This window comes from Actinomadura alba (assembly GCF_014323705.1).
In the GTDB taxonomy this organism is placed as follows: Bacteria; Actinomycetota; Actinomycetes; order Streptosporangiales; family Streptosporangiaceae; genus Actinomadura_C; species Actinomadura_C alba.
In genome coordinates this window covers 39,697-64,790 of record NZ_JABVEC010000042.1, presented here as the reverse complement: position 1 = coordinate 64,790, position 25,094 = coordinate 39,697, and the positions used below count along the sequence as shown (strand labels likewise).

Genomic DNA, 25,094 nt, shown 5'->3' with positions numbered 1-25,094 from the left:
ACTCCTACACGAGAACAAACCACCAGGAGATCCCCCCTTACGGGCCGCCTGAACGACGCGAACGAACACAACACACCGCCAAGGCGTGAGAACGATCTCGCCGGTGACGGCGCGGTCCAACGCGACAACATCGCACTGGCCGAACACGACCAAGCCGAACTCGCACAAAAGGACATCGCCGCGACCATGGGCGTGAGCATCGCCCGGATCTCACAGATCGAACACGGCGAAGTGACCTCGATCGACGTCACCGCCCGCTACGTCGAAGCACTCAGCCGACACCTTGACCTGGTTGCCGACTTCAGCGACCACACGATGAGACTGCCCGTCAGCGACCGGTCGCCTCGTGGGCGGCTGGCGGGTGCCGCTCCGCGACGCCCTGGTCGGCCTCTGGATCGACCGGCGCAACACCGCCTGGTGCATAGGCGCGGGTGGCCCGGCACGTCGGTGGTCGGTGACGACGGTGTCCACGCTGGCTGCTTGCCCAGCACGCCGACCGGTCGCTCCGGGCGCAGCGGCTCTTCCTGCGCGCGTTGCGGGACGCTGTCGCGGGCGGCGACGCGGCCCCCGCCGACCTGGCCCATCTGGAAGACCGAGTACGGGTCAACTCGGGCCGTCCGCCGTTGTACGGCACGCAGTACGGACTGACCGAGGCCGGGTTCGGGCCGTGGCCGATCGAGGATCCCGAACGGCTGGACGAGCGCCGGGCCGCCATGGGCCTGAAGCCGCACGCCGAGTACGACGACGAGATGCGCGGAGCGTCTGGATGAGGGCCCGGCCGCCGGGATCGGAATGTCCGCGCGAAGGGTCCAGCACCGGTAAAGGCGCTGGACCCTTCGCGCTGAGCGCTCTCACCCGTACGGCTCAGCGCACGGGTGCTCCGGGGCCGAGCGGGATGCCGGCCGCCCACCAGGCCAGGAACAGCAGGGTCCAGACCACGGTCATGGCGATGGCCAACGGCAGCGTGTAGGACGCGAGCGTTCCGATACCGGCGTTCTTGCGGTAGCGCTGGAGGAAGCCCAGCGCCATGAGGAAATAGGGGCTCATCGGCGTGATCGCGGTCGATCCGGAGTCGGCGATGCGGAAGAGCGCCTGCGTCGTCTCCGGTGGGACGGAGACCAGCATCAGCATCGGCACCAGGACCGGGGCGGCGATCGACCACATCGCCGAGCCGCTGGTCACCATGATGTTGACCAGGGTCAGCAGGGCGAGGATGAGCAGGAACACGATAACGATCGGGACGCCGCTGGTCTTCAGTGCCTCGGCGGCCTTGACGGCGATCACGTCGCCGACATGGGTCCAGTCGAAGTACGCGAGGAACTGGGCGATGGCGAAGAACAGCACCAGCACCGGCGCCATCTGCATGATGCCCTGCATCATCAGCTTCGGTACGTCGCCGGCCTTCTTGATGGAACCCGCGCGATGTCCGTAGATGATGCCGACCAGCCCGAACAGGAACGCGACCACGGCCGCGATCCCGTCCAGGAACGGCGACTCGGCGATGCCGCCCCCTTCGCCACGCAGTGGTGAGGAGGACGGCAGTACGACCGCGCACAGCAGCACGAGCGCCACCAGCAACGCGATCAGGGCACGGCGCAGCGCGGACCGCTCATCGGCACCGAGCTGCAGTTTCTCGATGTCGTCCAGCTCGGCGTCGGGGTCGGCGTCGAGGTCGGGGCGCTTGCTCAGTACGAGCTTGGTCATCACCGTGATCACCAGTGCCAGCACGAGCGACGACACGATGTTGAAGAACCAGTTGCTCAACGGCGATACGTACGCGTCGGTCTCGACGATCTGAGCGGCGGCGGTGGTGATGCCGGCGAAGATCGCGTCGTTGGGCGTGGGAACCGGGCTGGCGTCGTACCCGGAGGCAATCGCGGTGTAGGCGACCACGATGCCGAGGATCGGGGAACGGCCGACCGCCCGGAAGGCCAGGCCGCCGAGCGGGACCAGGATGATGTAGGCGGCGGCGGAGGCGACGTGGGCGACCGTGCCGGCGAAGGCGACGGCGAACACGATCCACGACGCCGGTACGCGGGAGATGCTGACGCGCATCAGCGCCGCGAGGAAGCCGCTGCGCTCCGCCACCGCGACGCCCATGATCACCACGACGATCGTCGCCATGGGAGGGAACGTGGCGAAGTTCTCGACCATCGTCGAGACCGCCATGGCGAGGCCTTCGCCGCTGAACAGGTTCTGCACCGTCACGGTCTTGCCGTCGCCGGGCGAGACGACCGACACGTCCATCGCGGCGAGCGCCATGCTGACGACGCCGAGGATCCCGGACAGGATCCAGAACAACCAGAAGGGATGCGGCAGTGCGTTGCCGGCCCGTTCGATGACGGCCATGGCGCGCACGATGCGGGGGAGTGGCGGCTCGGTGGGGGTGGGGGGCGGACCGGTGTCCGCGGGGGTCGCCGTGGTCATGATGACTCCTCGATCAGTGCCGTCGCTCCGCGGACGGGGAGGCGGTGACGACGCAGGAACTGCCACAGCACCTCGTGCGCCTCGATGGTCTGGGTGGTGACGCCGCCGCCGCTGTAGATGTCGGCGCCCGGCCAGGTGTGCCCACCGCCGGTCACCGCGACATGGCTGACCTGCGTACCCCTGTCACAGCCGACCCAGCGCGAGACCGTGATGTCCGGTTCGATCGTCTGCTGGAGCGGGCCGGTTCGGCAACCGTCGCGATCGGCCCAGGCCGCCGCCCAGTCCGGGATCGCCGGCAGGCCGCGGTCGGCGTCCCCGGCGTACGGGATGGTGACGTCGGCCGTGCCGTGGAACTCGATCACCGGCACAGGCCGGGACGGGTGGCACTCCTCGCCGGTGGGATAGAACGCACCGGCGACCGGCGCGATGGCCGCGATGCGGTCGGCCGACCGGCAGGCGAGGACCCCGGTGAAGCCGGCTCCGTTCGACTTTCCGGTGGCGTAGACCCGTCGCCGGTCGACGCAGAGACGGGCTTCGAGGTCGTCGAGGAGATCGTCGGTGAACGCGACGTCGTCCACGCCCGGTGCCGCGTAGGGCGCTCCCTGCCAGGCCTGCCGGTCACCGCCGCCGGTGCCGATGACCCCGTTCGGGTACGCGACGATCGCGGGAAGGGCCGACAGCTTCGAGAACTCCTCGATCTCGGCGCCGGTGCTTCCGCGCCCGTGGAACGTCAGCACCACCGGCCAGCGGCGCTTCGGGTCGTAGTCGCTCGGGATGTGCAGCTGGTACGTCCGGACGCGATCTCCGCTGGAGATCTCGCGGAGTTCGCTGCTGCCGGGGCTCTGGGGAACCGCGAGTCCGCACCCTCGCGATCCGGGAGCCTGCGACCGGTCCCGCGTATCCGCGGAGGCCGGGGGGAACGGGCCGCTCAGCAGGGTCAGACCGGCGACGACGGTCATGACGGAGGTGACGACGGCGGGCGTAGGAATTCTCATGGGCAGGTTCCTTCCGCCGACGGCGTCGCCGCCGGCCATGGGGTGGGGGTTGATCAGGCGCGCTCGGCTGACACAGGCGCCCGCTGCCTGGTGGCAGGCGCCTGCGTGGGTGAGAGGAGGACGGGGGAGGAGAGGTGGTACGCCGGTCAGGCGTCCAGCCACTCACGGACGAAGGAGGCGATGCGGAGTACGACGACGTCGATGATTCTTCGTCCGTCGTCGCGGGTGGCGCGTCGTGGGTCCCCCAGAACCCCATTGGCGCTGATCGTGTCGTAGCGGGCCGTCAGGGTGGGGTGGCCACCGTCGTACGCCAGCCGGGCCGGCGGATCGAGCTCATCGAGGGAGGTCGTTCCCGCGGCGAGCCGGTCCGTGTGCACCAGGTGCGGGGCGAGATGGAGCATCTGCGCGGTCTCAGCCTCCCCGCTGTGGCCGTGCACCTCGCTGACCCGCATTCCGGAGACGACGTCCCGGGCGAGCGCCGTCAGCGGAGTCCACGCGAACCGCAGGTCGGGATGGGTGGTGAGCAGGTCCTGCGCGACGGTGGTCAGGGTGGCGTTGTTGCCGCCGTGACCGGTGATCACCAGTACCTTCCGCCAGCCGTGGCGGTACAGGCTCTGGGCGTACTCGCGGACCACCGCGGCGAACGTCGTGGTGGTCAGGGTGACCGTGCCGGCGAACGCGAGGTGATGAGGTGACACACCGACCGGCAACGGCGGACCGATCACGGCGCGGCCGCCGAGTTCCGCGGCCACGAGCTCGGCCACCCGCTCGGCGCGTACCCAGTCGGTCGCCAGTGCCATGCCCGGTCCGTGCTGCTCGACGGCGCCGGCCGGAATGATCACCACCGGACTCGCGGTCACGGCGTCGGCCGCCTCGTTCGTGGTCATCTCGGCGAGCCGTACGGGACGTTCCACGCTCATCCGCGGGCCGCGGACTCATCGGACACGATCGCGTCGCGGATCGACGTCAGGTGCTCGCGGACGAGCCGCTCGGCCGCCTCGTCGTCACCGTCGCGCACGGCCGTGAAGATCTGGACGTGCTCGGCGTGGTCGCGCTCTCGGTCGTCGTACCGATGCCGGATCTCGATCTGCTCGCGCGCACGTACATGGAGCAGAGCCTCGACGGTCTCGCGCAGGAGGGCGTTGCCGCTCGCGGCGGCCAGCGCGACATGGAAGTGCACCGCCGGCCGAACGTCACCGTCCGGCGGATGCAATGCGTTGGTGGCGGCCGCCTCGAGCTGGCGGAGGGCCGCGTCGGCACGAGTTCGCGCGGCGGCTGCGGCGATGGCCGGCTCGACCACCAGGCGCGCCTCGACGAGTTCGAGCACCGAGTCGCGGCTGCCGAGCGGCAGGTGCGGGTTGACCAGCAGCGTGCGGTCGAAGCCCGGGCCGACGTAGGTGCCCGAACCGTGCCGGAACTCGACCACGCCGGTCGCCTCGAGCCTTCGCAGCGCCTCGCGCACCGTCGGGGTGGTGACCTCGAAACGGCGCGCCAGATCGCGGGAGGAGGCCAGCGCGTCGCCAGGTGACAGCTGCTCAGTACGGATGATCTCAACGATGTCGTCGGCAAGGCGCTCGGACAACGATGACTCGGCTCGGCTCATGAAGTGACTAAATCAATTAGTGACTAGTTGTGTCAAGGATCACTTTCGCGGCGGCCGCCGCGACCACCGGGACCAGAGCGGTCGACGGGATTGACGAGGCGCCGTCAGCGCGTGGCCATCCAGCGTTCACCGGGCGAGCGGCCGGAGGTCCGTCCGTCTTCCTCGGCGTTGGCGAAGCTGCGGCGACGGATCGTCCTCCTACCCCCGCCAGCGGGTTCCTGTCGCGCACCCCGATGCAGTCGGCGTTGCTGGTGCCGCTCGGTGTCGGGGCGGCCGCGCTGGAGCTCGCGACCAGGGCGTTCTCGTTCACTCGGAGCGCTCCGTGATGGCGGTGAGGTCGGCGAGGATTTCGGAGGCGATCGGCGGGTCCAGTTCGCCGAAAGGGTGCGCGGACTCGGTGGAGAAGCGGCCGGCCATGGGCCCGAGCCAGATCACGGTCAGCCGCTGCTCGGGCGAGTGATCGACCTGGCCGACCGCGATGCCGGGGTCGAGATGCACCACCAATTCCAGGCCGCCGGGCAGCGGCCTGGAGATCCACTCTTCGAGTCCGTCGCTGATGGGCTCCCCTCGCACCCAGCCGCGCCGGGTCAGGCCGAGGACCTTCCCGAACGGCACGCTCGCGCCCTCGAATCGGGCCAGCCGCACGGCCGCGCGCTCCTCCTCGACCAGCTCGTACACCGGCCGTGCCAGCTGCGCGAACGGCTGTGTCAACTCGTAGTCGAGGAACACCTGCGACCAGGCTCCCACCGTCGGCCCCAGCACCACCGGATGCGACAGGGCGATCACGGCGTCCGGCCCTGGTGTCAGGGTCTCGTCCGCGAGGTCGGCGAACGTGCGGTCCTCGGCCAGGCGGAACGGCACGCCGTCGCACGTCCACACCAGCCGCCGGGCGATGTGCCAGACCAACGGGTGCCGGACGAACAGGTCGCCGAACTCCTCGAGCGTCCAGGTACGGCCGCTGACCATCGCCCGTTCGAGCCGCTTGACCTGGTCGCCGGCGATCGTCCGCACGTCCTTCTTCAGCTCGCCGAACGCGCGGTACGCGGCGGGGGCGAGCGCGGAGTCGTCCTTGGCTCCCGGCTTGGGCAGGGCCTTGAGCCGCCGGCCGTCCGCGTCGGTCACGTAGGGCTTGAGCGCCTCGTCGAAGCCCACCCGGAACCGGCGCGGACCGTAGTCGAGTGTCATGCCTCCGTCGGTGTCCAGCCCGAAGGACGGGACGAGGCGGTCGGCCAGCTGCTCACCGGTGAGGCCGAGCCCGTCGGCGACCTCCCCCATCTTCCACTCCGCGTGCTCCTGGAGGGCACCGAACTTCGCCTTGCGCGCGATGGCGTCGAGCTGCATCAGCGCCGTCTCGGAACCCATCCGCACCAGCGCGTCCACGCCTCTGACGGCCTTGGGGTGACCGTTCTCTCCCGGCCAGGCGTGGATGAGTGGCGCGAGGCGGCGCGCGGCCTCGTCGTCGCCGAACGGGCCCAGTGCGGTGAGCGCCCAAGCGTCGGCGGCCCGTTCGCCGTGGTCGCGCCAGCGTACGAACAGCTCCCAGGTGAAGGCGGCCAGCGAGGCGGCGTCGGAGGCCTCCTGGACGTCGGCCGCGCCGGGGTGCGGTTCTTCGGGCGTGGACATCGTCAGGATCGTCAGCACGTGCCGGACGGCCGATTCCGGCAGGGCGCGCCGCCGGTCCTTCAACAGGATCTGTGGTAGCAGCGCCGGGTCCGCCCAGGCCGGGAGCCGCGGGGCCTGGGGCGCGTCCGGCTGCTCGGTGGCCAGCAGTGCCTCCACCGCCCGGGCGGCCTCGTCCCCGTGCTCGCGGGACGCCTCGACGACCGCCGGACCGCCCAGCTCACCGGCCAGATGCCGGAGGGCGCCCTCGGCGGCCCGCCGCGGGGGGCCGGCCTTGCCGAGAGCGGCGGGCACCAGCAGCGGCACCGCGTCCGCCCCGTGGCGGGACAGCCATGCCTCCGCGTACTTGCGCGCCTTCTTGAGCCGTACGAGCCAGTCGGCCATCAGCGCCGCCACCTCGGCGGTCAGGAACGGGACGAGCAGCCAGCCGTGCTTCGGCGGCTCGCTCTTGGCGTACGGGAGCACGATCGGCAGGGCGTCCAGCTCGTACCGGGCGGCGAGGATGGGGCACCATCGCTCCGGACGGTCGGTGCTGTTGTACGGGTCGTCCAGGGTCCAGCCGGCCAGCAGCGGCCTGGTCAGCTCGTCCGGGCCCAACATGAGCACGCCGAGCTGGAACCTGCCGGACAGCCGCCCGGCCGCGAAGTTCTCGGCGTACCTCTCCCACCGCGGGCTCCGTTCGCACACCGGAGGTCGCCCGACGTGATTGCCGTCGCCGTTTCCCACCAGGTCGGACGGATACATCACATGTTCTCTCGCCCAGTCGTCCCGCTCGCTCTGCCCGGCGAAACCGTACCTGCACGGCCCCCAGCGGACAGCGCGCCGGTCCGGGACGGTCAGCCCTTCGACGGCGACGGGCTTCGGCTTCTTCCGCGGGCGGGCCCACGGCGGATCGACCAGGAGGGCGGGCAGCTCCTCCGGGGCCGCCACCGCCACCCCGGCCGTGCTTCCCACGACCCGTTCGACCGCCTCGCGGGCCGCGTCGGGAAGCACCGGCAGGGCGGCCTCGGCCAGCTCACGGCTCCCCTTCACGTGCTCGTCGAGCAGGTCGGTCGCCCCGGCGGCGGCCAGTTCGCGCAGCGCCCGTACCGGGAACCGACTCATCGCCTTCATCAGCTCGGCGCTGATGTGCTTGTTGGCGCGCCGTTCGACCAGCGCGCGGAACGCCTCGTCGGACGGCAGGGCGCCCAGCACGTCCAGCAGCCCCTTACGGCGCGGCGCGGAGTCCATCATCCGATCCAGCGCGTTCACCATGAGCGGCGCGACGGCCGGTCCGACGCCCTCCGCGAACGCGCGGAGGAGCTCCGGGTAGAAGCAGTCGGGAAGGGTCAGCCGCGTCCAGCCGGGTCCGAGCAGTTCGAGCTGCTCGGGGGAGCCGAGCGAGGGCAGCAGGAAGTTGCGCGGCACGCCGTCCGGATCCTCACAGAGCTTGGTCACCCAGTCCTGGCGCGTCGGGACCAGGTAGGCCGTCAGGACCCGCTGGGCGAACAGGGTGCGGCGCTCGCCGAGCCGTTCGACCGCCTCGGCGTACTCATCGTCGGTCGCGGCGGCCAGGAACGAACGGACGCGCCGATCCGCCTTAGAGACGCCCGCGCAACGGCGCTCGTCCGGCCGGACGGGCCGTACCGTCCGCGTCCACGTTCCACCGCCCGGCCCTTGATCGGTCTGCGCGTCCAGGCCGGCCATCTCGGTCTGCGCGCACGCGGCGAACACGACACCGTGCGCGAAGGCCCACGCGTCCACCAGATCCTCGTAGAACCCGGGCCAGACCCTCCGGCCTCTCGCGATCAGCGCCAGGACGGCCGCGCCGCGCGGATCCGGGTCGCCCCCCAGGTGGGCGCGTGCCGCGGCGACAAGCTCCGGGTCGGTCTTCGGGGCGCCGAGGACGCGTTCGACGTCCTTCTGGGCCGCCTCGACGAACTGCGCGATCGACTTCTCCGCGGCCGTGTCCGGCTTGATCTTAGGCCCGGGGATCCCGCCGCGCCGGGGATGGATCCGGCGACCCCAGTGCTTCGGGACGACCATGCTGTCCTCGTCGGGCAGCGCCCGGAGATGATCACTCATGGCGCCACACCGTACGGGCCCCTGCCGACATTCCACCGCGTTTTCGGTCAAGCAGTTCGGGGCGGGGGCGCCTCATTCGCGGGAGGGTGCGACCGGGGCGCTTCGGCGGGCGGCCTGAACGGTCGACGTGATGGGGGCGGCCTAATGAGGTACTGGTCTCCGTCGAGTACGGGCGGTTGTGGGAGCGGATGGGGCCTTCACTGACGCGCAATGGTGAGAACCTTTCACGCTTCTACTACCCGCACCACGTCCACGACGCGAAGGCGCACTCGCTCGCGACCGTGTCCGTATGTCCGCCACCCACTCCGACCGCCTGGCCACGCGGATGACTGAACTTCTCGCCCGCGAGGCATCGACCGACTCCTTCAAGGAGGTGGAGGAACGGGCACTTGAGCTCAAGGTCAGCTTCTACGACCAGTTTCTCCCAGCCCTCGAACGCGTCGGAGCCTGGAGCGGACCGACGTCCGTCGATTCCTCTTTCGTGGCATCGGTGACGCGCGGCACGCGCGCATTCGGCGGACGGCGGGGCGCCGTCAGCGCGTGGCCATCCAGCGTTCACCGGGCGAGCGGCCGGAGGTCCGCCCGTCTTCCTCGGCGTTGGCGAAGTTGCGGCGACGGATCGTCCTCCTACCCCCGTCAGGAGACATCGCCGATGGAACGCCGTACCTTCCTCCGGGCCTCCGCCGTAGGCGCGGGAGCCGTGGCCTTCTCCGGAAGCCTCTGGCAGAACGCCGCCCTCGCCGCGCCCGCGCAGAACGCTCCCAGCCCGTACGGACCACTCCGCACCGCCGACGCCAACGGCATCCTGTTGCCGGCCGGCTTCACCAGCCAGATCGTCGCCCGATCAGGGCAGACCGTCCCCGGCACGTCCTACACCTGGCACGGCGCACCCGACGGTGGGGCGTGCTTCGCCGACGGGAGCGGCTGGATCTACGTGTCCAACGCCGAGCTGGACGGCGCAGCAGGTGGCGCCTCCGCGATCCGTTTCACCTCCGGCGGCGCCGTCACCTCGGCCTTCCGCATCCTCAGCGGTACGGCCCGCAACTGCGCGGGCGGCGCGACTCCCTGGAACACCTGGCTGTCCTGCGAGGAGACCGACACCGGCCGGGTCTGGGAGACCTACCCCTTCGGCGGCACCGCGGTCGCCCGGCCGGCCATGGGCCGGTTCACACACGAGGCGGCGGCGGCCGACCCGGTCCGCCGGGTGTTCTACCTCACCGAGGACAAGAGCGACGGCTGCTTCTACCGCTTCGTCCCGTCCACGTGGGGCGACCTGTCGTCGGGCACGCTGCAAGTCCTCAGGGCCGGTACCGCCACCTCCGGTTCCTTCACCTGGGCCAACGTTCCCGACCCGGACGGATCTCCCACCGCGACGCGACAGCAGGTCTCCGGTGCCAAGCGGTTCAACGGCGGTGAGGGCTGCTACAACGCCGACGACACCGTCTGGTTCACCACCAAGGGCGACAACCGCGCCTGGCGGGTGAACCTGGCCGACAGCACCTACGAGCTCGCCTACGACGACAACCTTGTCAACCCCGGCCCGGCCCCGCTGACCGGGGTGGACAACATCACCGGTGCCGGCTCGGGCGATCTCTACGTCGCGGAGGACGGCGGCAACATGGAGATCTGCATGATCACGCCGGACGACAAGATCTCGGTATTCCTGCGGATCAACGGCCAGGGCTCCTCAGAGATCACCGGTCCGGCGTTCAACCCCGCCGGCGACCGGCTCTACTTCTCCTCCCAGCGCGGCACGTCGGGCTCCTCTTCCGGCGGCATCACCTACTGCGTGACGGGCCCCTTCCGGAACTGACCCGTGTCGGCGAGGTCCGCCGGTTCCCGGCCACCACCGGAACCGGCGGGCCGCTCGCCCGGCTGTCGCTGGGCTTTCTGAAGTCGGCGGCGAGGTTCGGGCCGGTCGGAGGTCCCTGATCGTCGGGACCTTCGTCTCTGTCGGCATCCGAGCGCCCGCTGGTCGGTTGGAAGTCTGGAGGCCCGGATCGGCGAGGAGACGGTATGAACACCACGGACGCTCTGGAGCGGCAGAAGATCGTGCGGTCGCTCGTCGACGCCGCGGTGTGGGCGCCGTCCGTCCACAACACCCAGCCATGGTGGTTCGAGACGCGGGACCTGACCGTCATGCTGCACGCGGACACCGATCGTCGGCTGGACGTCGCCGATCCGGACGGTAGGGAGATGTTCATCAGCTGCGGAGCGGCGCTCTACACCCTGCGCCTGGCCGTCCGGCAGCTGGGGCACGTGCCGCTGGTGCGGACGTTCGCTGATCCGGAGCGGCCGGCGCTGGTGGCCGAGGTGAGCGTCGGGCCACCTCAACCGGCCCTCGAGGAGGAGAGCCGGGCCTACGCTCAGATCAGGCGGCGCCGTACCCACCGCGGTGGGTTCTCGTCCGCCCGGCTGCCAGTGGGCCTGCCACGGCGGCTGGGCGTCGTCGCCTCCAACGAAGGCTCGGCACTTCGTGTCGTGACGGACTCGGGGACCCGGACGGCGCTGGCCGCGTTGACCAAGGCCGCGGAGCAGATCCAGCGGCAGAGCCCGGACTATGTCGCGGAACTGGCCCGCTGGAGCCCGCCCCCTGGGCGCTTGCGATCGGACGGCGTACGGGACGACGCCTATCCGCGGGAACCAGAGCAGATCGGTCCCGACTTCGCGACACGTGATTACGCGCGAGGTAAGGGCTGGGGCCGGCCCGGGGGCGGTGCGGGCAGGGCCGTCGGCGTGGTGGCGCTGCTGGTGACCCGTGAGGACACGCGAGCCGACTGGCTGCGCTGCGGTCAAGCCCTGCAATGCGTACTGCTGCGCGCGGCGGAGGCGAACGTATCGGCCGCCTTCCACACCCAGGCGCTGGAGGTCCCCGAGTTGCGGGAGTTCATCCGCTCTCGATTCTGCGGCGGCGCCCACCCTCAAATGATCATGCGCCTGGGTGTGGCCGGCGGGATGCCGGGCGGCGGGATGCCGGGCGGCGTGCGCCGGAGTTCCGCCGACGTGATCAGAAGAGAACTCTGATCGGAGGGCGATTCTCTCGGCCCGTCCACCGCATGCGGCTGTTCCAGAGTCGCGATCCGCGACCGTGAAGGAGACAGTGGTCCTCGTACGGTCTCGGCATCGTTCAGGCGTCCTGCCTGCTCTGCCCTTCGCAGATGACCACATGGCAGGGTGAGGAGGAGAGGAGGGCGTGCACGGTCGCGCCGCCGAGCGGATTCGCGGCCGCGGAGGTCTGGCGTGCGCCGAGGAAGAGCACGTCCGCACGTCGGGCCAGCCGGTTCAGTTCGGTGGCGACGTCTCCGCGAGCGATGCGCAGGCGGGTGGTGAGGTGCTGCGTGCGCGGGAGCACCCGTGCGACGTCGTTGCGCAGGCGTAGCCAGGCGGCCGGTGTGCGCAGCCGGCCCCCCGTCGCCGGAATGACCCTGACCACGTCCAGGCGAGCGTGACGCTTCTGGGCCTCGGCGGCCGCGCGATTCAGCGCGGCGTATGAATTCGGTGATCCGCTGAAACCGATGAGTACGTACCTGGGTCCGGGTATGACCGGCATGACCGACCTCCTCATTGTCGACTTCCACCTTCATCCGTCCGGGACATGGCCGTGAGGTGCGAGTGGCCCGGCTACGCGGGACCTTGGTCCTCGGGCCCCTGACGGCGACGGCGGGAAGGCGTCCGGCGGCTTCAGAGCCAGGAGGCAGGATCTTCGAGAACTCTCCGGGTCCCGGCCGCGATCTCGAGGTCTTCGCGGGCGGTGACGACCAGGGTCCGGACGACGGCGCCGGGCGCGCTGATGTCGGCATCGGTCCGGGCGCGATCGTTGCGGTCCGCGTCGATCCGCACGCCGAGGAAGGCGAGCCTTTCCGCCGCGCGGTGCCGTATCGGCGAGGCGTTCTCGCCGACGCCGCCGGTGAAGACCAGAGCGTCGAGCCCGCCGAGGGACGCCGTCATCGCGGCGATCTGCGCGCTCAGCCGGTGCAGGTAGACGTCCACGGCGAGCCGGGCCTCTGGTGCGTCGCTGCCGAGCAGCTCGCGCATGTCGGCGGTGCCGGCCAGGCCGAGCAGACCGGACCGGTGTTCCAACGTCTCGGCGAGGGCGGCGGCCGGCATCCCCTCGTGCTCCAGCAGCCACAGCAGGAGTCCGGGATCGACGCTGCCGGAGCGGGTGGCCATGACCAGGCCTTCCAGCGGGGTGAAGCCCATGGTGGTGTCGACGGACCGCCCGTGCGCCACCGCGCACAAGGACGCCCCGGCCCCGAGATGGCACACGACGAGGCGGAGCGCCTCGGGTTCGGCGCCGAGCAGTTCGCCGGTTCGCCTGGTGGCATAGGCGTGGGACAGGCCGTGGAACCCGTACCGGCGGAGCCCGTACTCGTCCCGCCAGGCGGCGGGAATGGCATAGGTGGCCGCGGCGGCGGGTAGGCCGGCGTGGAAGGCGGTGTCGAAGCAGGCCACTTCGGGGATCCCCGGCAGGATCTGGCGGACTGCGTCGATGCCGTCGATCGACTTGGGCTGGTGCAGTGGCGCCAGGCCGGTGAGCGACCGCAGCCGCCGTTCGACGTCGTCGTCGATGCGGACGGGCACGGTGAACTCCGTACCGCCGTGGACGATCCGGTGCCCGACGGCGTCCGGGGCGGGCAGGCCGCGCAGCTCGCCGAGATCGGCGGGCCGGGCGACGAGCGAGTCGCCTTCGAGCAGGCTCAGCTTGAGGCTGCTGGAGCCGGCGTTGACGGTCAGGATCCGGGTCAGTGCGGCCATGTCCACTCCGCCACCTCGGGGGCGTCCGCACCGTGCTCGCGGGTGTGGGCACGGGCGCGCAACCTGGCGTCGGCCATCAGCTGGTGTACGTACGTGGCGCGCGGGCCGAGCTGCGGAAGCCGCTCGATGACGTCCATGACGAGGTGGAAGCGGTCGAGGTCGTTGAGCATCACCATGTCGAAGGGTGTGGTGGTCGTGCCCTCCTCCTTGTAGCCGCGGACGTGGATGTTCTCATGGCCGTTCCGCCGGTAGGTGAGCCGGTGGATGAGGTAGGGGTAGCCGTGGAAGGCGAAGATGATGGGCTTGTCGGTGGTGAAGAGCATGTCGAACCGACGGTCGCTCAGGCCGTGCGGATGCTCGGTGTCGGGCTGCAGCCGCATCAGGTCCACGACGTTGACGACCCTGACTCGCAGGTCGGGGAGATGCCGGCGGAGCAGGTCGGCGGCGGCGAGGGTCTCCAGGGTCGGGATGTCACCGGCGCAGGCCAGGACCACGTCGGGATCCGCGCCGTCGTCGGTGCCGGCCCATTCCCAGACGCCGATGCCGCGGGCGCAGTGCGGGATCGCCTGCTCCATGGGCAGCCAGTTCAGCGCGGGCTGCTTGCCCGCGATGACGACGTTGACGTAGTCGCGCGATCGCAGGCAATGGTCGGCCACCGAGAGCAGGGTGTTGGCGTCCGGAGGCAGGTAGACGCGGATGATCTCCGGCTTCTTGTTCATCACCACGTCGAGGAAGCCCGGGTCCTGATGGGTGAAGCCGTTGTGGTCCTGCCGCCACACGTGCGAGGAGAGCAGGTAGTTGAAGGACGCCACCGGAAGCCGCCACGGGATCTTCCGGGAGGCCTCGAGCCACTTGGCGTGCTGGTTGAACATCGCGTCGACGATGTGGATGAACGCCTCGTAGCAGTTGAACAGGCCGTGCCGCCCGGTCAGCAGGTAGCCCTCCAGCCATCCCTGGCACAGGTGCTCGCTGAGCACCTCCATCACCCGGCCGCGCGGGGCCAGGTGCTCGTCGGTGGGGAGCCGGTCGGCCTGCCAGACGCGTGCGGTGGCCTCGAAGACGGCCTGCAGCCGGTTGGAGGCCGTCTCGTCCGGCCCCATGAGGCGGAATGTGTCGGGGTTGGCCTTGATCACGTCACGCAGGAATGTGCCGAGCACACGGGTGGGCTCGGTGAACGTCGTACCCGGCCGGTCGACCGGGACGGCGTAACGGCGGAAGTCCGGCAGCGTCAGCTCCCGTAGCAGCAGGCCGCCGTTGGCATGCGGGTTCGCGCTCATCCGTCGTTGCCCGGCCGGCGGCAGCGCGAGCAGGTCGGCGTTCGGCCGCCCGTCGGCGTCGAAGAGCTCCTCGGGCCGGTACGAACGCAGCCACGCTTCAAGCTGCGCGAGGTGGTCGGGGTTGTCCCGTACCCCGGGGAGGGGCACCTGATGGGCCCGCCAGGTCCCTTCGACCGGACGCCCGTCGACCTCTTTCGGCCCGGTCCAGCCCTTCGGCGTACGCAGCACGATCATCGGCCAGCGCGGCCGTCCGGTCACTCCATCGCGCCGGGCCCGGTGCTGGATGGCGGCGATCTCGGCGATCGCCCGGTCGAGCGCGGCGGCCATCGCACGGTGCATCGTGGGCGGGTCGTCACCTGCGACGACGATCGGGCTGTGACCGTACCCCTCGAGAAGGGAGAGGAGTTCGGCCTCGGGGATGCGGGCCGGTACGGTCGGGTTGGCGATCTTGTAGCCGTTGAGATGCAGGATCGGCAGCACCGCGCCGTCGCCGACCGGGTCGAGGAACTTGTTGGAATGCCAGCTGGTGGCCAGCGGGCCCGTTTCGGCCTCGCCGTCGCCGATGATGCAGGCCACCACGAGGTCCGGGTTGTCGAACGCCGCCCCGTAGGCGTGCGCGAGGGAGTATCCGAGCTCACCGCCCTCGTGGATCGAGCCGGGCGTCTCGGGCGCCACGTGGCTCGGGATCCCGCCCGGATAGGAGAACTGCAGGAACAGCCGCGCCATCCCGGCGGCGTCCCGGGTCACGTGCGGGTACACCTCGCTGTAGGTGCCCTCCAGCCAGGCGTTGGCGACCGCCGCGGGCCCGCCGTGGCCCGGCCCGATGATGTAGATCATGTTCAGGTCGGCGGACCTGATGACCCGGTTGAGGTGCACGTAGCAGAAGTTCAGGCCGGGCGAGGTGCCCCAGTGCCCGAGCAGCCGCGGCTTGATGTGCTCAGGTCGCAGCGGCTCATGCAGTAGCGGGTTGTCCCGCAGATAGATCTGGCCCGCGGACAGGTAGTTCGCCGCCCGCCAGTACGCGTCGGTGCGGCGGAGCTCGTCGGCTTCGATCGTCATGACATGTGTCTCCCCGAAGCCTGTCGTCGCGGGACGTTCGTGACGAGACCCGGTGGTCCGTCCGCTTCAGATCCTTCCCGGATCTGAATCCGATCTCGCCCGACCGCGTCGCTCTTCTTTCAGGCCCGGGTGAAGCCGCTCGCGGTCGGCGCGTTCAGCGCTGCGCGCAGTTCACCGACCGCCGTTGCCGAAGGCAGCCTCAGGGCCACCCATGACCCGTCGGGAAAGAGGAGATCAATGCGCCGCCGTTGCCGCTGCGGATGGTGGGACGCGTCGCGGGCCGCGATACGTCCGCGAGGCACGACATTGACCACGGTGAGGTCCGAGCGAGGCGACTTGTCGTCCCCGGTCACGGCGACGAACAGCCGGTGACCGGTCACCGCGAACAGCAGGCGGCCGTCGCGCAGCCGGCGCAGCGTCCAGTGGGCACCGAACACGCCGAGGGCGAATCTGCCCGCGTCGCTGTTCCAGCCGCCCTCCATCGTCCTACCGTGCACGAACCGGCTCAGTCGCTGAAACGGCCATTTGACCGCTTCCACCGCGAGCTCTACGAGGGCTTCGGGCAGGCCGATGATCATGAGAGGGACGGCGGCGAGCTTCTGCGCCGGTGTCAGCTTTTCGCGCGGCACCTTGGGCAGCAGGCGAGTGGACGGCTTGCGCAGATAGGGATCGAGCTCACCCGTGATGAGGCATTCGAAGGTCTCACCGGGCTGGAGAAGCCCACTGATCTGCTCGCGCGCCGCCGCCGGCCCCTCGTCCTCCGGCTGAGGCGCCGCGTCATGGACATGAATCAAGGTCTCGGCCCTCTCCAGGTCGTCCGCCGCGCTGGTATCGGCTCCGCCAAGGCCGTCACCCTACAGTCGGCCTTCGGGCGCCGGAAAATCGTCCGGCGGTCGTCTCGCCGGGCTCCCGGCGCGAACGCGGGAAGGAGCGGCACGGCGGAAAACCGGTGGCGATGCGGCCTGAGGCGATGACAGGCTCCCCGGATGACCGTCGCCCGCGTTGATCTGCTGATCCGGCAACTCGACATCGCCTGGTCGCTGTTCGAGTACCACGTGAAGGACCTCGACGATCGGGTCTGCCTCTGGGAACCGGCGTCGCACTGCTGGACGGTCCGGCCGGACGGCCAGGGCCGCTGGATCGCCGACTGGGAAGTGCCGGAACCCGACCCGGTACCGGCCGTCACCATCGGATGGGTGACCTGGCACATCGGCTTCTGGTGGACCACCACTCTCGGGCACTGCTTCGGGTCCGGAGCGCCCGAGCGGGAAGCGATCACCTGGCCGGGCGGTGCCGCGGCCACGGTCGACTGGCTGGGCGGCCTGCGGGACGGCTGGCGCGCGGGCCTGCTGGAGCTCACCGACGCCGACCTCGACTCCGCCGGCCGGACCGCCGGATTGCCGTGGGGTCAGGACCAGACGCTGGCCGACATCGCGGGATGGGTCAGTGTCGAACTGACCAAGAACGTCGCCGAGATCGGCCTGCTGCGCAACCTCCATGGAGCGCGGAGCCATCCGGCCGGCTGACACCACGGCCCTGCCGAATGGCGCAAGCCGTGTACGGCCGGACGAGGTGTCGAGCCTCCGTGTTCGGGTCGCTACGATCGCCCGGTGCTCGAGAAACCGTTGTTGACGACCGATCGGCTGGTGCTCCGGCGCTGGCGACACGGCGACCGGGAGCCCTTCGCGGCCATGAACGCCGACCCCGAGGTCATGGAGCACTTCCCGGACACGCTCTCGGCGGAGCAGAGTGACGCGCTGGTCGACTCGATAGAGAGTGGTTTCGAGCAGCGCGGGTTCGGACTCTGGGCTTTGGAGATCGCTGAGACCGGGCGGTTCATCGGGTTCACCGGCCTTTCGGTGCCGCGGTTCGAGGCGCACTTCACCCCGGCGGTGGAGATCGGCTGGCGGCTGACGCGATCGAGCTGGGGGCACGGCTACGCCGGTGAGGCCGCCCGCCGCGCGCTCGCCTTCGCCTTCGACGACCTCGCGCTCGCCGAGGTCGTCTCGTTCGCAAGCCACTCCAATCTGCGCTCCCAGAAGGTGATGGAGCGCATCGGCATGACTCATGACCCCGCGGACGACTTCGACCATCCCGCGCTGGACGAAGGTCACCCCCTGCGACGCCACGTCCTGTGGCGAATCACCGCTGAGGGCCGGCGCGACCGACCCGGCAGGTGATCCGTACGGATCACGCTGTGGACCCGAGCCCGCGCCGCCCGGCCCGGCCGACCGGGATGGCGTCATGGCTCGGCGCTAGTGGGCGGCGACCGGCGCCGCCGTCACCGGAGCGTCCCAGCCGATGACGTGACGCTGTTCCCGGCCCAAGGTCTTCTCGATGTTCATGGCCTTCAACATGATCGGCATCATGACCGACATGGCCTTGCGCGCCACGGGGCCCGGGGTCTTGGTGTGGTTGATCTTGGCGCCACGCGCGGTGATCTTCTCCACCCTGGCCCGGCGCAGCCCCTCGTACGCGGCGAACGCCGACGAAGGATCGGGGAGGTCGCGCAGGCAGCGCGCCAGTTCGACCGCGCTCTCGATGGCCAGCGAAGCGCCCTGCCCGGTGCTGTTGGACGGCGCGTGGACCGCGTCGCCGACCAGTACCATCCGGCCGCGGTACCAGCGCGGCACCGGCGGCATGATGTGCAGCGCCCCGACGACCTGCAGCGTCTCCGCGGTCATGCGCCTGGCCAGTTCGCCACCGGGGACGTCGCCCGCGTAGGTCTCACGCAGCGTGCGCAGCCAGTCCTCGGTGGGGATCGCCCGTGCCTCGTTCAGCGTCATGTACTTCCGCGAGGGCAGGTTGGCGCCCCACATGATCCCGCCGCCGGGCCGCGGCCCGTACAAGTAATAGGCGCGTTTTCCGAAGGCGAAGGTCATGGTGCCGGGCTCCACGTCGAGGTCGGCGGCGGTGTCGGCGTAGCCCTCGAAGCCGAGCAGGCCGGTGTAGCCGGGGCCGGGCGCATCCGGGTCGATCAGGGTCCGCACGATGGAGCGGACACCGTCGGCCCCGATCAGGACGTCGGCGCCGGCGGTGGAACCGTCGGCGAACCGCGCGGTGATGCCGGTCGGGTTCTCGTCGACGGCCACCAGGCGCTTGCCGTACGCGAACCGCACACCCGCCGCGGTCGCCCGCTCGCGCAGTGCCCGGTGGAGGTCGCCGCGTTCGACCACCTGCAGCGGCGGCAGGTTGGGGACGCCGGGCATCTCGCTCGGCTTCTTCGCGCCGATCGACATGGTCATGCGCCGTATGGGGACGGCGATGGAGCGGACGGCATCGTCGGCGCCGACGATGCCCAGTGCGGCCAAGCCGTTCGGTGCGAGGGCGAGCGTCCCGCCGATGCCGTTCGACTCGGCGGGGTAGGCCTCGTGGACGGTCGCCTCGATGCCCGCCTTGAGCAGCGCGGTCGCGGCGACGGGCCCGGCGATCCCGCCGCCGATGACCAGTGCGGTACGTACTTTGGACATGGTTCTCTCCTGATGGGCGTGCGTCGGCGCTGGCGGCCGACGTGCTGATTCGCGGTGAACGCGAACCGTGCCGCGCGGAGAACCCGGCTATCCTGCTGGTTGCCACCTCGTGGCCGAGTTCGTCTCGCGGGCGTCGGTTCGAGGGAGGGTCCCGGTGGCGGTGTTGCCGCACCACCACCGGGACCTCGTCTGGAACTTGCCTCGTCTGGAACTTGCCTCGACTCAGTCCGGCGTCGCTCCCCTCTCGGCGAGTTCGGCTATTTCCGTCGGGATCTCGCCGGTCGTATGCCAGGCCTGCCATCCGGCGAGGTCCGGATAGGTACCGGACGTCAGCTCGTCGAGCATCGAACGGACCCAGGCCGCCTCGGCCTCGAGCATCGCCAGGCTGTACTCCTCCTCGATGAGGAACAACCGGGGGACGTCGCGGGTGTACTCGTCGATCGCCGCCCGCCGGGTGCCGATCGACTCCTCGAGTCGGTCGAGCCTGGTCTGGAACAGCTCGATGGCCTCCTGCGGCGGCAGCGCGGCGAGCACCGAAAGGCCGGCCGCGAACTTCAGGTGTTCCGGTTGCGGGGCGGAGATCAACTCGCGTGTCCACTCCACCAGTTCCCGCCTGCCCGCCTCGGTGATCTGGTAGATCGTGCGCTCTGGGCGCGCACCCTGGCGGGTGCTCCCGATGGTCTCGAGGAAGCCGTGCTTCTCCATGTTCTGCACGACGGTGTAGAGCGAACCCCACTTGACGTTCATGTCCTGGTCTTTGCCGCGGGCGCGCATCACCGACGCCATCTCGTAGCGGTGCATCGGCCGCTGCTGGACCGTGGCGAGCACGGCGAGCGCCAAGAGGTTGTCGACCTTGCGCTTTCCGGCCATCAATGTCACCTCCTACCAGATACTCGCCTGCGAATATACGTCCACGAGTAATCTCGACGCAAGGGCGTCAGGACGCCCAGAGCGCGATGGCGGTCGGTCCCGGCGGTGTTCAGCGATCCCGGACCTGGTCCCTCCGCGCGACCAGCCCGGCCAGGATCTCCAGGGTGGAGTCGACGCCGAAGCCCGGTTCGAACTGCAACAGGACATGGTCGATGCCGAGCGACTCGATCCGGGCCAGGTCGTCGTCCCAGCGAGCCACCGGGCCGATGAACGCGGCCCGCTCGTCACCGGTGCCGTCGCCGCCCGGCATCGCCGCCGCGCGCAGCACGACCGGCAGTCGTGCCGGATCGCGGCCGTGCTCGGCGAGGCTCTCCCGCCACCGGACCAGATCGGCGGCGAGTTCGTTCAGGTCATTGCGGTAGGGGTGAAGGCCGTCGCCGATACGGGCGGCGCGGCGGATCCCGGCCGTCGTGTTGTATCCGATGAGCAAGGGGATCCCGTCGGATCCGTACGGCTTCGGCCCGATGTCGGACACCGGGATGGTGTAGCCGGGCCCCGGGTGGGCGACCGGGTCGGGGCCCCACACGGCGCGCATGGCGGCCAGATGGTCGTCGAACCCGGCTCCCATGCGCTCGCGTGGCACTCCGGCCACGGCGAACTCCTCGGCCATCCATCCCGAGGTCACTCCCGCGATCAGGCGGCCGCCCGACAACTGGTCGAGGGTGGCGAGGCGGCGGGCGAGCAGGACCGGCGGGTGGTACAGGACGTTGATGGCGCTGGTGCCGAGCAGGATCCGGTCGGTGCGCGCCGCGATGAAGGTGAGCACCTCGATCGGGTCGTACACGCTGCTGTAGTAGTCGGCCGGCATCGTCACCGGCGTGGGCACGCCTGGCATCGACACGGGCGCGTGCGGCCGCAGCCACCGGTCCGCGACCCATACGGAGTCGGCCCCGACGTTCTCGGCGCCAACGGCCAGCCGGACGAGATCGGCGGCGTCGACGCGCGATCCGCCGTTCGGCAACCCGATCCCTATCCGCACCATCACGCCCCTATCCCACCATCACATCGGGCGATTCCGGCGTCCGCCGGCGCGATGCCGTACCGAAACGAGCACAGCCTCTCACGCCTTCAGGCTCGAGATCCGGTCACTCGTAGGAGGCCGCGACGAGTTCGGCCCGGGTCAGTTCGGGCAGGCGGTCCAGCACAGGTCTAGTCGATGTCGACCGGGCCCCAGCTGCGGCGGGCGGCGAGTAGCCCGGCCTGGAACCGGGTACGCGCGCCGAGTCCGCCCATCAGTTCGCTGACCCGCCGGTGCACCGTCCGCAGGCTCACGCCTAGCTGGCGGGCTATCGCCTCGTCCTTGAGTCCGGCCGCGAGCAGCGTGAACAGCTCCGCATCCGGTGGGTTCGCCGGACCGACGGAGGCGGCTTCGAAAGACTTGGTCGGCAACGGCAGCGCCGATCGCCAGAGGACCTCGAAAAGAGTGACCAGCGCGTCGAGCAGCGTCGAGGAGTGCACGATGACCGCGCTGTCGGCGAGGGCCGACGCTTCGGTGGTCAGTGGCAGGATCGCACTCTTCCGGTCGGCGATGGCCAGCTTCATGGGTACGTCCGGGCTGATCCGGGCCTCTTCGCCGGCGGCTACCGATTCCTGGGCGAGGCGCAGCTTGCCGGGAATCTCCAGGGCCGAGACGGCGTAGATCCCGCGTACTCGGACACCACGCACGAGCCGCTCCAGCTCGCCGATGTTCTGCTGGCCGGGGTCCTGGACGTAAGGTGGCTGATCCAGCACCAGCAACTCGTCGGTTGCGGTCTGTTGCATCTGTATGAACCGTTGCGCCACGGCCGCTCGGCCTTGCACAACCTCGACCAGTTCCTCGGGGGCTCGGTGCTCTGGCGGCGGCACCTCGGCGAGCAGCGCGAGAGCGCCGAGCCGCGCCTGGGCCAGCGCCTCCTCCCGGTGCGAAATGAGGGCGGCCACCGCGACGTCCGGCCGGGTGGCCAGGAACCGGACCGGTCGGCCCGCCAGACGGCTGACCAAACCGAGCTCCTCAAGCCGGGCGAACGTGCGGCGTAGGGAGACCGTTGTACGCCCCGTATGCGCGGCGAGCTCCGGCAGTGTGGCGCGAGGTCGGCGCAGCAGGTCACGGTACACCCGCTCGTCCACGGCGGAGACCCCGACGGCCAAAAGCACGTTGTCACCCATCATCATCCGCCTCCCGACTGTCGGATACCTGCAATGGCACAAATCTGCCACCCCTGAACCTAGCTTGAACGATCAATTCTTCGGTAGGACGTACCGGGGGACAGGTTGACGTCCCACAAGCACAGCCAGCCAGGAGTCGGCATTGAAGAAGATGATCACCCTCGGACTCGCGATCGCGGTCCTGTCCGCTGCAACACCCGCTGTCGCCGAGGCAGAGACCGACGGCGGTGGCTGGAGCGCGCCGCGGTGCGGAAGCGTCACCGGCGACGGATCGGTGACGTTCACGCGGAACGAGGGCAGGACGGTCGCGCCGACCAGCCAGGCGCTGCGCCCCGTCGTCTACACCACCGGGCTGGTGGCCCTCGATAAGCCCGGCGCACTGCTCGCCCTGTCGAACAACGTGCTGTTGAGCTCGGGTGACGCGGGCTGTACCTGGACGCCGGTGAGCAAGGTGAGCGGCTGGTTCCTGGGGTTGGCCGCGGCCCGCGGCGGCCGGGCGTACGCCTGGGACCGCGACGGCAACCTCACGCTCGCCACCCCGGCCAGCGCCACCCCGCTCACCTCGCCGGCCGCCGACCTGGCCGGGCTCGGTACGGATCAGGGCGACGGCGACCACCTGCGGGTCTCCGGCGGCGACGGGCAGCTCTACGACTCGGGCGACGGAGGGCACAGCTGGAAGCCCATCGGGGTGCCCGGGGTACCCGCGGGGCCGCTGACCTACATCTATAAGGCGGCGTTCGATCCGTCCGACGTCGACCATGTGGTGCTGGGCGGGATGCAGACCGGTGCCCGTGTCACCTTCGACGGCGGACGCACGTGGATCGCGTCCACCGGGCTGGGGAAGGGTGACAACGTCAACGTGTTCAGCGTCGTGATCTCTCCGGCCGCGCCGAACGTCGTGTACGCGATGGGCCTGAACATGGCGGAGTCGAACGCGGGCGTGCCGTCCGAGGGCCGGCACATCTACAAGTCGGTCGACGGCGGCCGTCACTTCACCCCGGTCGTGGACCATGGCAACGGGGTCACGCTCCCCAACGGGCCGGAGATGGCCGCCGACCCGACCGACCCCGGCGTCGTCTACTTCGTGTTCGGAACCTCGTTCCAGGCGTACGGCACCGACATCTACCGGTACGACTCCAGCCAGAGAAAGGTCACCGTGGCCCACAACTCCTACGACAGGGTCACCGCGATCGCCTTCCACCCCACGATGCCTCGGTTGATGTACCTCGGGGCGGCAGAGGAGCGGTAGCCACCCTCGAGCCCGCGCTGCGGACCAGGCGCCCGTGTGCTCGCTTTCGCGCCCGACGGCGACGCGATCGCCGTCGGGGGCGACGGCGTGGTCGAGGTGATCCGGATCCGGACCGGTGCCTCGCGGAACCCCGCGGTGAGCCGCATGCCCCCGCCCCGGACACGAGACCCGGATCGGCGACCGAGCGCGTACGCCTTGCGCGCACCGGCCTCAGGGCCGGCCGGTCGCGGAAACGGCCGTACCCGCCGACCCCTGGCCGCTGGACCGCAGGTCCAGCTCGTACACCTGCCCGACCAGGTCCACGCCGAAGCTGTGGTGCGGCTCCTCCTCGATGAGCGCGAATCCCCTGGAGAGGTAGATGGCGCGGGCGGCGGCGAGGGGATGGTTCGTCCAGAGCTTCATCCGCGCGTAACCGGCCGAGCGGGCGAAGCCGAGGCACTCGTCGACGAGAAGGCCGCCGATGCGGTGTCCCCGTGCCAGAGGGTCGACGAGCAGGATCCGCAACTGGGCGGTGCTCTCGTCGGCCGCCACGCAGAACACGCACCCGACCCGGCGCCCGTCCATCTCCGCGATCCACGCCGCCTCTCGCGCCGGGTCGTGCCCGGCGGCGTAGTCGGCGACGATCCGAGCGACGAACGCCTCCATGCTCGTGTCCCAGCCGAACTCCGCGGCGTACACCTCCCCATGGGCCATCACCACCCAGCCGAGGTCGCCGGGCCGGCCCAACCGACGGATTGTGATCTCGGGATCGTTCACTCTCGCTCCTCCCGCCTTGCCGTGCGGAGTTACTGAAACACTCGTTTCAGTGGCAGAGTAGCGCTGTGAGCGAATCAGCGCGAGCCCCTTCGGCGCGCCAGGAGGAGTTGCTGGAGCGGGCCTACCGCTACGTCGTCGAGCATGGCCTCGGGGACCTGTCGCTGCGGCCCCTCGCGGCCGCGATCGGCTCCAGCCCGCGCGTCCTGCTGTTCCTTTTCGGTAGCAAGGACGGCCTGGTCCGCGCTCTGCTCAGCCGGGCCCGCGCCGACGAGTTCGCCTTTCTGGACCGCTCGCTGCACGAGAGCGCGGGAGGCGACCTCGCGTCCGTGGTGCGCGCCACCTGGGAATGGCTCGTCGCCGAACCGCACCGGCCGTTGCTCACTCTGTGGCTGGAGGCGTACGCGCGTTCGCTTACGCAGCCGGACGGCTCGTCGGCGGGTTTTGCCCGGCAGACCGTCGACGACTGGCTCGCGCTTCTCGCCAGAGCCCAGCCCCCCGCGTGGCGGGACAGCGATGAGGGCGCCGCCGAAAGGACCCTGGCCCTTTCGGTCCTGCGAGGAGCGCTGCTCGATCTGCTCGCGACCGGCGACGTCGAGCGCACGACCGCAGCCGTGGAGCGGCATCTTCGCCGGCCGTAGATCTGAGCTCGGTGGTCGCCCGATCGTGCCAGGCCGGCCGATGTTCCAGGAACCGTCGCGTCCGTGTGGATCGTTGTGCGGGCAGCAAATGCGGGCGGCGCGACCT

21 protein-coding genes and 1 pseudogene are annotated in these 25,094 nt (G+C 70.3%); 8 read left to right on the top strand and 14 right to left on the bottom strand.

Translation table 11 applies throughout. From position 1 onward, the window contains the following. Window positions 1-186 precede the first annotated feature (186 nt). A pseudogene (locus HKK74_RS42190) lies at window positions 187-243 on the top strand (helix-turn-helix domain-containing protein); the annotation flags it as partial. A gap of 233 nt (window positions 244-476) precedes the next feature. Then, on the top strand, window positions 477-770 hold the full coding sequence (locus HKK74_RS34210) for a DUF6624 domain-containing protein (RefSeq protein ID WP_312882066.1): 294 nt from the start codon (window positions 477-479) through the stop codon (window positions 768-770). Between the two features lie 94 nt (window positions 771-864). Here HKK74_RS34210 and HKK74_RS34205 read toward each other — a convergent pair whose 3' ends face one another. The 5 genes from HKK74_RS34205 to HKK74_RS34185 all read right to left on the bottom strand — a co-directional run bounded on the left by HKK74_RS34205 (window position 865) and on the right by HKK74_RS34185 (window position 8,709). Next, window positions 865-2,427, bottom strand: coding sequence for an AbgT family transporter (locus HKK74_RS34205; protein ID WP_187247551.1), 1,563 nt, complete (start codon window positions 2,425-2,427; stop codon window positions 865-867). After that, window positions 2,424-3,422 (bottom strand): CE1 family esterase, encoded by a 999-nt coding sequence (locus HKK74_RS34200; RefSeq protein WP_187247550.1) that lies wholly within the window; start codon window positions 3,420-3,422, stop codon window positions 2,424-2,426. Before HKK74_RS34200 ends, HKK74_RS34205 begins: the two co-directional genes overlap by 4 nt. A 146-nt stretch (window positions 3,423-3,568) precedes the next feature. Beyond that, window positions 3,569-4,342, bottom strand: coding sequence for a creatininase family protein (locus HKK74_RS34195; RefSeq protein ID WP_222723089.1), 774 nt, complete (start codon window positions 4,340-4,342; stop codon window positions 3,569-3,571). Further along, the gene (locus tag HKK74_RS34190) at window positions 4,339-5,025 is read right to left on the bottom strand and encodes a FadR/GntR family transcriptional regulator (RefSeq protein ID WP_187247549.1); all 687 of its coding nucleotides are present in this window, start codon (window positions 5,023-5,025) and stop codon (window positions 4,339-4,341) included. The genes HKK74_RS34195 and HKK74_RS34190 overlap by 4 nt, the downstream gene beginning before the upstream one ends. A gap of 306 nt (window positions 5,026-5,331) precedes the next feature. After that, a complete protein-coding gene (locus HKK74_RS34185; RefSeq protein ID WP_187247548.1) occupies window positions 5,332-8,709 on the bottom strand; it encodes a DUF4132 domain-containing protein in 3,378 nt (1,125 codons plus the stop codon). 652 nt (window positions 8,710-9,361) lie between these two features. Between HKK74_RS34185 and HKK74_RS34180 the strand changes: the two genes are divergently transcribed. Next, window positions 9,362-10,522, top strand: a complete 1,161-nt coding sequence (locus HKK74_RS34180) for an alkaline phosphatase PhoX (RefSeq protein ID WP_187247547.1) — start codon at window positions 9,362-9,364, stop codon at window positions 10,520-10,522. A gap of 203 nt (window positions 10,523-10,725) precedes the next feature. After that, window positions 10,726-11,733 (top strand): Acg family FMN-binding oxidoreductase, encoded by a 1,008-nt coding sequence (locus tag HKK74_RS34175; RefSeq protein ID WP_187247546.1) that lies wholly within the window; start codon window positions 10,726-10,728, stop codon window positions 11,731-11,733. Window positions 11,734-11,836: 103 nt separating this feature from the next. On the opposite strand, the gene HKK74_RS34170 is transcribed toward HKK74_RS34175, so the two are convergent. The 4 genes from HKK74_RS34170 to HKK74_RS34155 form a co-directional block, all read right to left on the bottom strand. Then, complete coding sequence (locus HKK74_RS34170) at window positions 11,837-12,259, bottom strand: universal stress protein (RefSeq protein ID WP_187247545.1); 423 nt, start codon at window positions 12,257-12,259, stop codon at window positions 11,837-11,839. Window positions 12,260-12,390: 131 nt separating this feature from the next. Continuing rightward, the gene (locus tag HKK74_RS34165) at window positions 12,391-13,464 is read right to left on the bottom strand and encodes an acetate/propionate family kinase (protein WP_187247544.1); all 1,074 of its coding nucleotides are present in this window, start codon (window positions 13,462-13,464) and stop codon (window positions 12,391-12,393) included. After that, complete coding sequence (locus HKK74_RS34160) at window positions 13,452-15,800, bottom strand: phosphoketolase family protein (protein WP_187247543.1); 2,349 nt, start codon at window positions 15,798-15,800, stop codon at window positions 13,452-13,454. The genes HKK74_RS34165 and HKK74_RS34160 overlap by 13 nt, the downstream gene beginning before the upstream one ends. A gap of 119 nt (window positions 15,801-15,919) precedes the next feature. Next, entirely contained in the window at window positions 15,920-16,594 is a 675-nt protein-coding gene (locus HKK74_RS34155; protein WP_187247542.1) for a hypothetical protein, read from the bottom strand. 192 nt (window positions 16,595-16,786) lie between these two features. Between HKK74_RS34155 and HKK74_RS34150 the strand changes: the two genes are divergently transcribed. After that, entirely contained in the window at window positions 16,787-17,326 is a 540-nt protein-coding gene (locus HKK74_RS34150) for a DinB family protein (protein WP_187247541.1), read from the top strand. An 84-nt stretch (window positions 17,327-17,410) separates the two neighbouring features. Then, window positions 17,411-17,980, top strand: coding sequence for a GNAT family N-acetyltransferase (locus HKK74_RS34145; RefSeq protein WP_187247540.1), 570 nt, complete (start codon window positions 17,411-17,413; stop codon window positions 17,978-17,980). 75 nt (window positions 17,981-18,055) lie between these two features. Here HKK74_RS34145 and HKK74_RS34140 read toward each other — a convergent pair whose 3' ends face one another. The 4 genes from HKK74_RS34140 to HKK74_RS34125 form a co-directional block, all read right to left on the bottom strand. After that, window positions 18,056-19,270 (bottom strand): FAD-dependent oxidoreductase, encoded by a 1,215-nt coding sequence (locus HKK74_RS34140; RefSeq protein ID WP_187247539.1) that lies wholly within the window; start codon window positions 19,268-19,270, stop codon window positions 18,056-18,058. Window positions 19,271-19,492: 222 nt separating this feature from the next. Beyond that, a complete protein-coding gene (locus tag HKK74_RS34135; RefSeq protein WP_187247538.1) occupies window positions 19,493-20,140 on the bottom strand; it encodes a PadR family transcriptional regulator in 648 nt (215 codons plus the stop codon). Between the two features lie 109 nt (window positions 20,141-20,249). Beyond that, window positions 20,250-21,182, bottom strand: a complete 933-nt coding sequence (locus HKK74_RS34130) for a TIGR03619 family F420-dependent LLM class oxidoreductase (RefSeq protein WP_246492270.1) — start codon at window positions 21,180-21,182, stop codon at window positions 20,250-20,252. Between the two features lie 167 nt (window positions 21,183-21,349). Continuing rightward, window positions 21,350-22,351, bottom strand: coding sequence for a TrmB family transcriptional regulator (locus tag HKK74_RS34125; protein WP_222723088.1), 1,002 nt, complete (start codon window positions 22,349-22,351; stop codon window positions 21,350-21,352). 136 nt (window positions 22,352-22,487) lie between these two features. On the opposite strand from HKK74_RS34125, the gene HKK74_RS34120 reads away from it, so the two are divergent. Then, on the top strand, window positions 22,488-23,594 hold the full coding sequence (locus HKK74_RS34120; RefSeq protein WP_187247536.1) for a WD40/YVTN/BNR-like repeat-containing protein: 1,107 nt from the start codon (window positions 22,488-22,490) through the stop codon (window positions 23,592-23,594). Between the two features lie 210 nt (window positions 23,595-23,804). On the opposite strand, the gene HKK74_RS34115 is transcribed toward HKK74_RS34120, so the two are convergent. Then, a complete protein-coding gene (locus tag HKK74_RS34115) occupies window positions 23,805-24,350 on the bottom strand; it encodes a GNAT family N-acetyltransferase (protein WP_312882064.1) in 546 nt (181 codons plus the stop codon). 65 nt (window positions 24,351-24,415) lie between these two features. Here HKK74_RS34115 and HKK74_RS34110 point away from each other — a divergent pair, with 65 nt between their 5' ends. Next, complete coding sequence (locus HKK74_RS34110) at window positions 24,416-24,988, top strand: TetR/AcrR family transcriptional regulator (RefSeq protein ID WP_187247535.1); 573 nt, start codon at window positions 24,416-24,418, stop codon at window positions 24,986-24,988. Window positions 24,989-25,094: the final 106 nt, after the last annotated feature.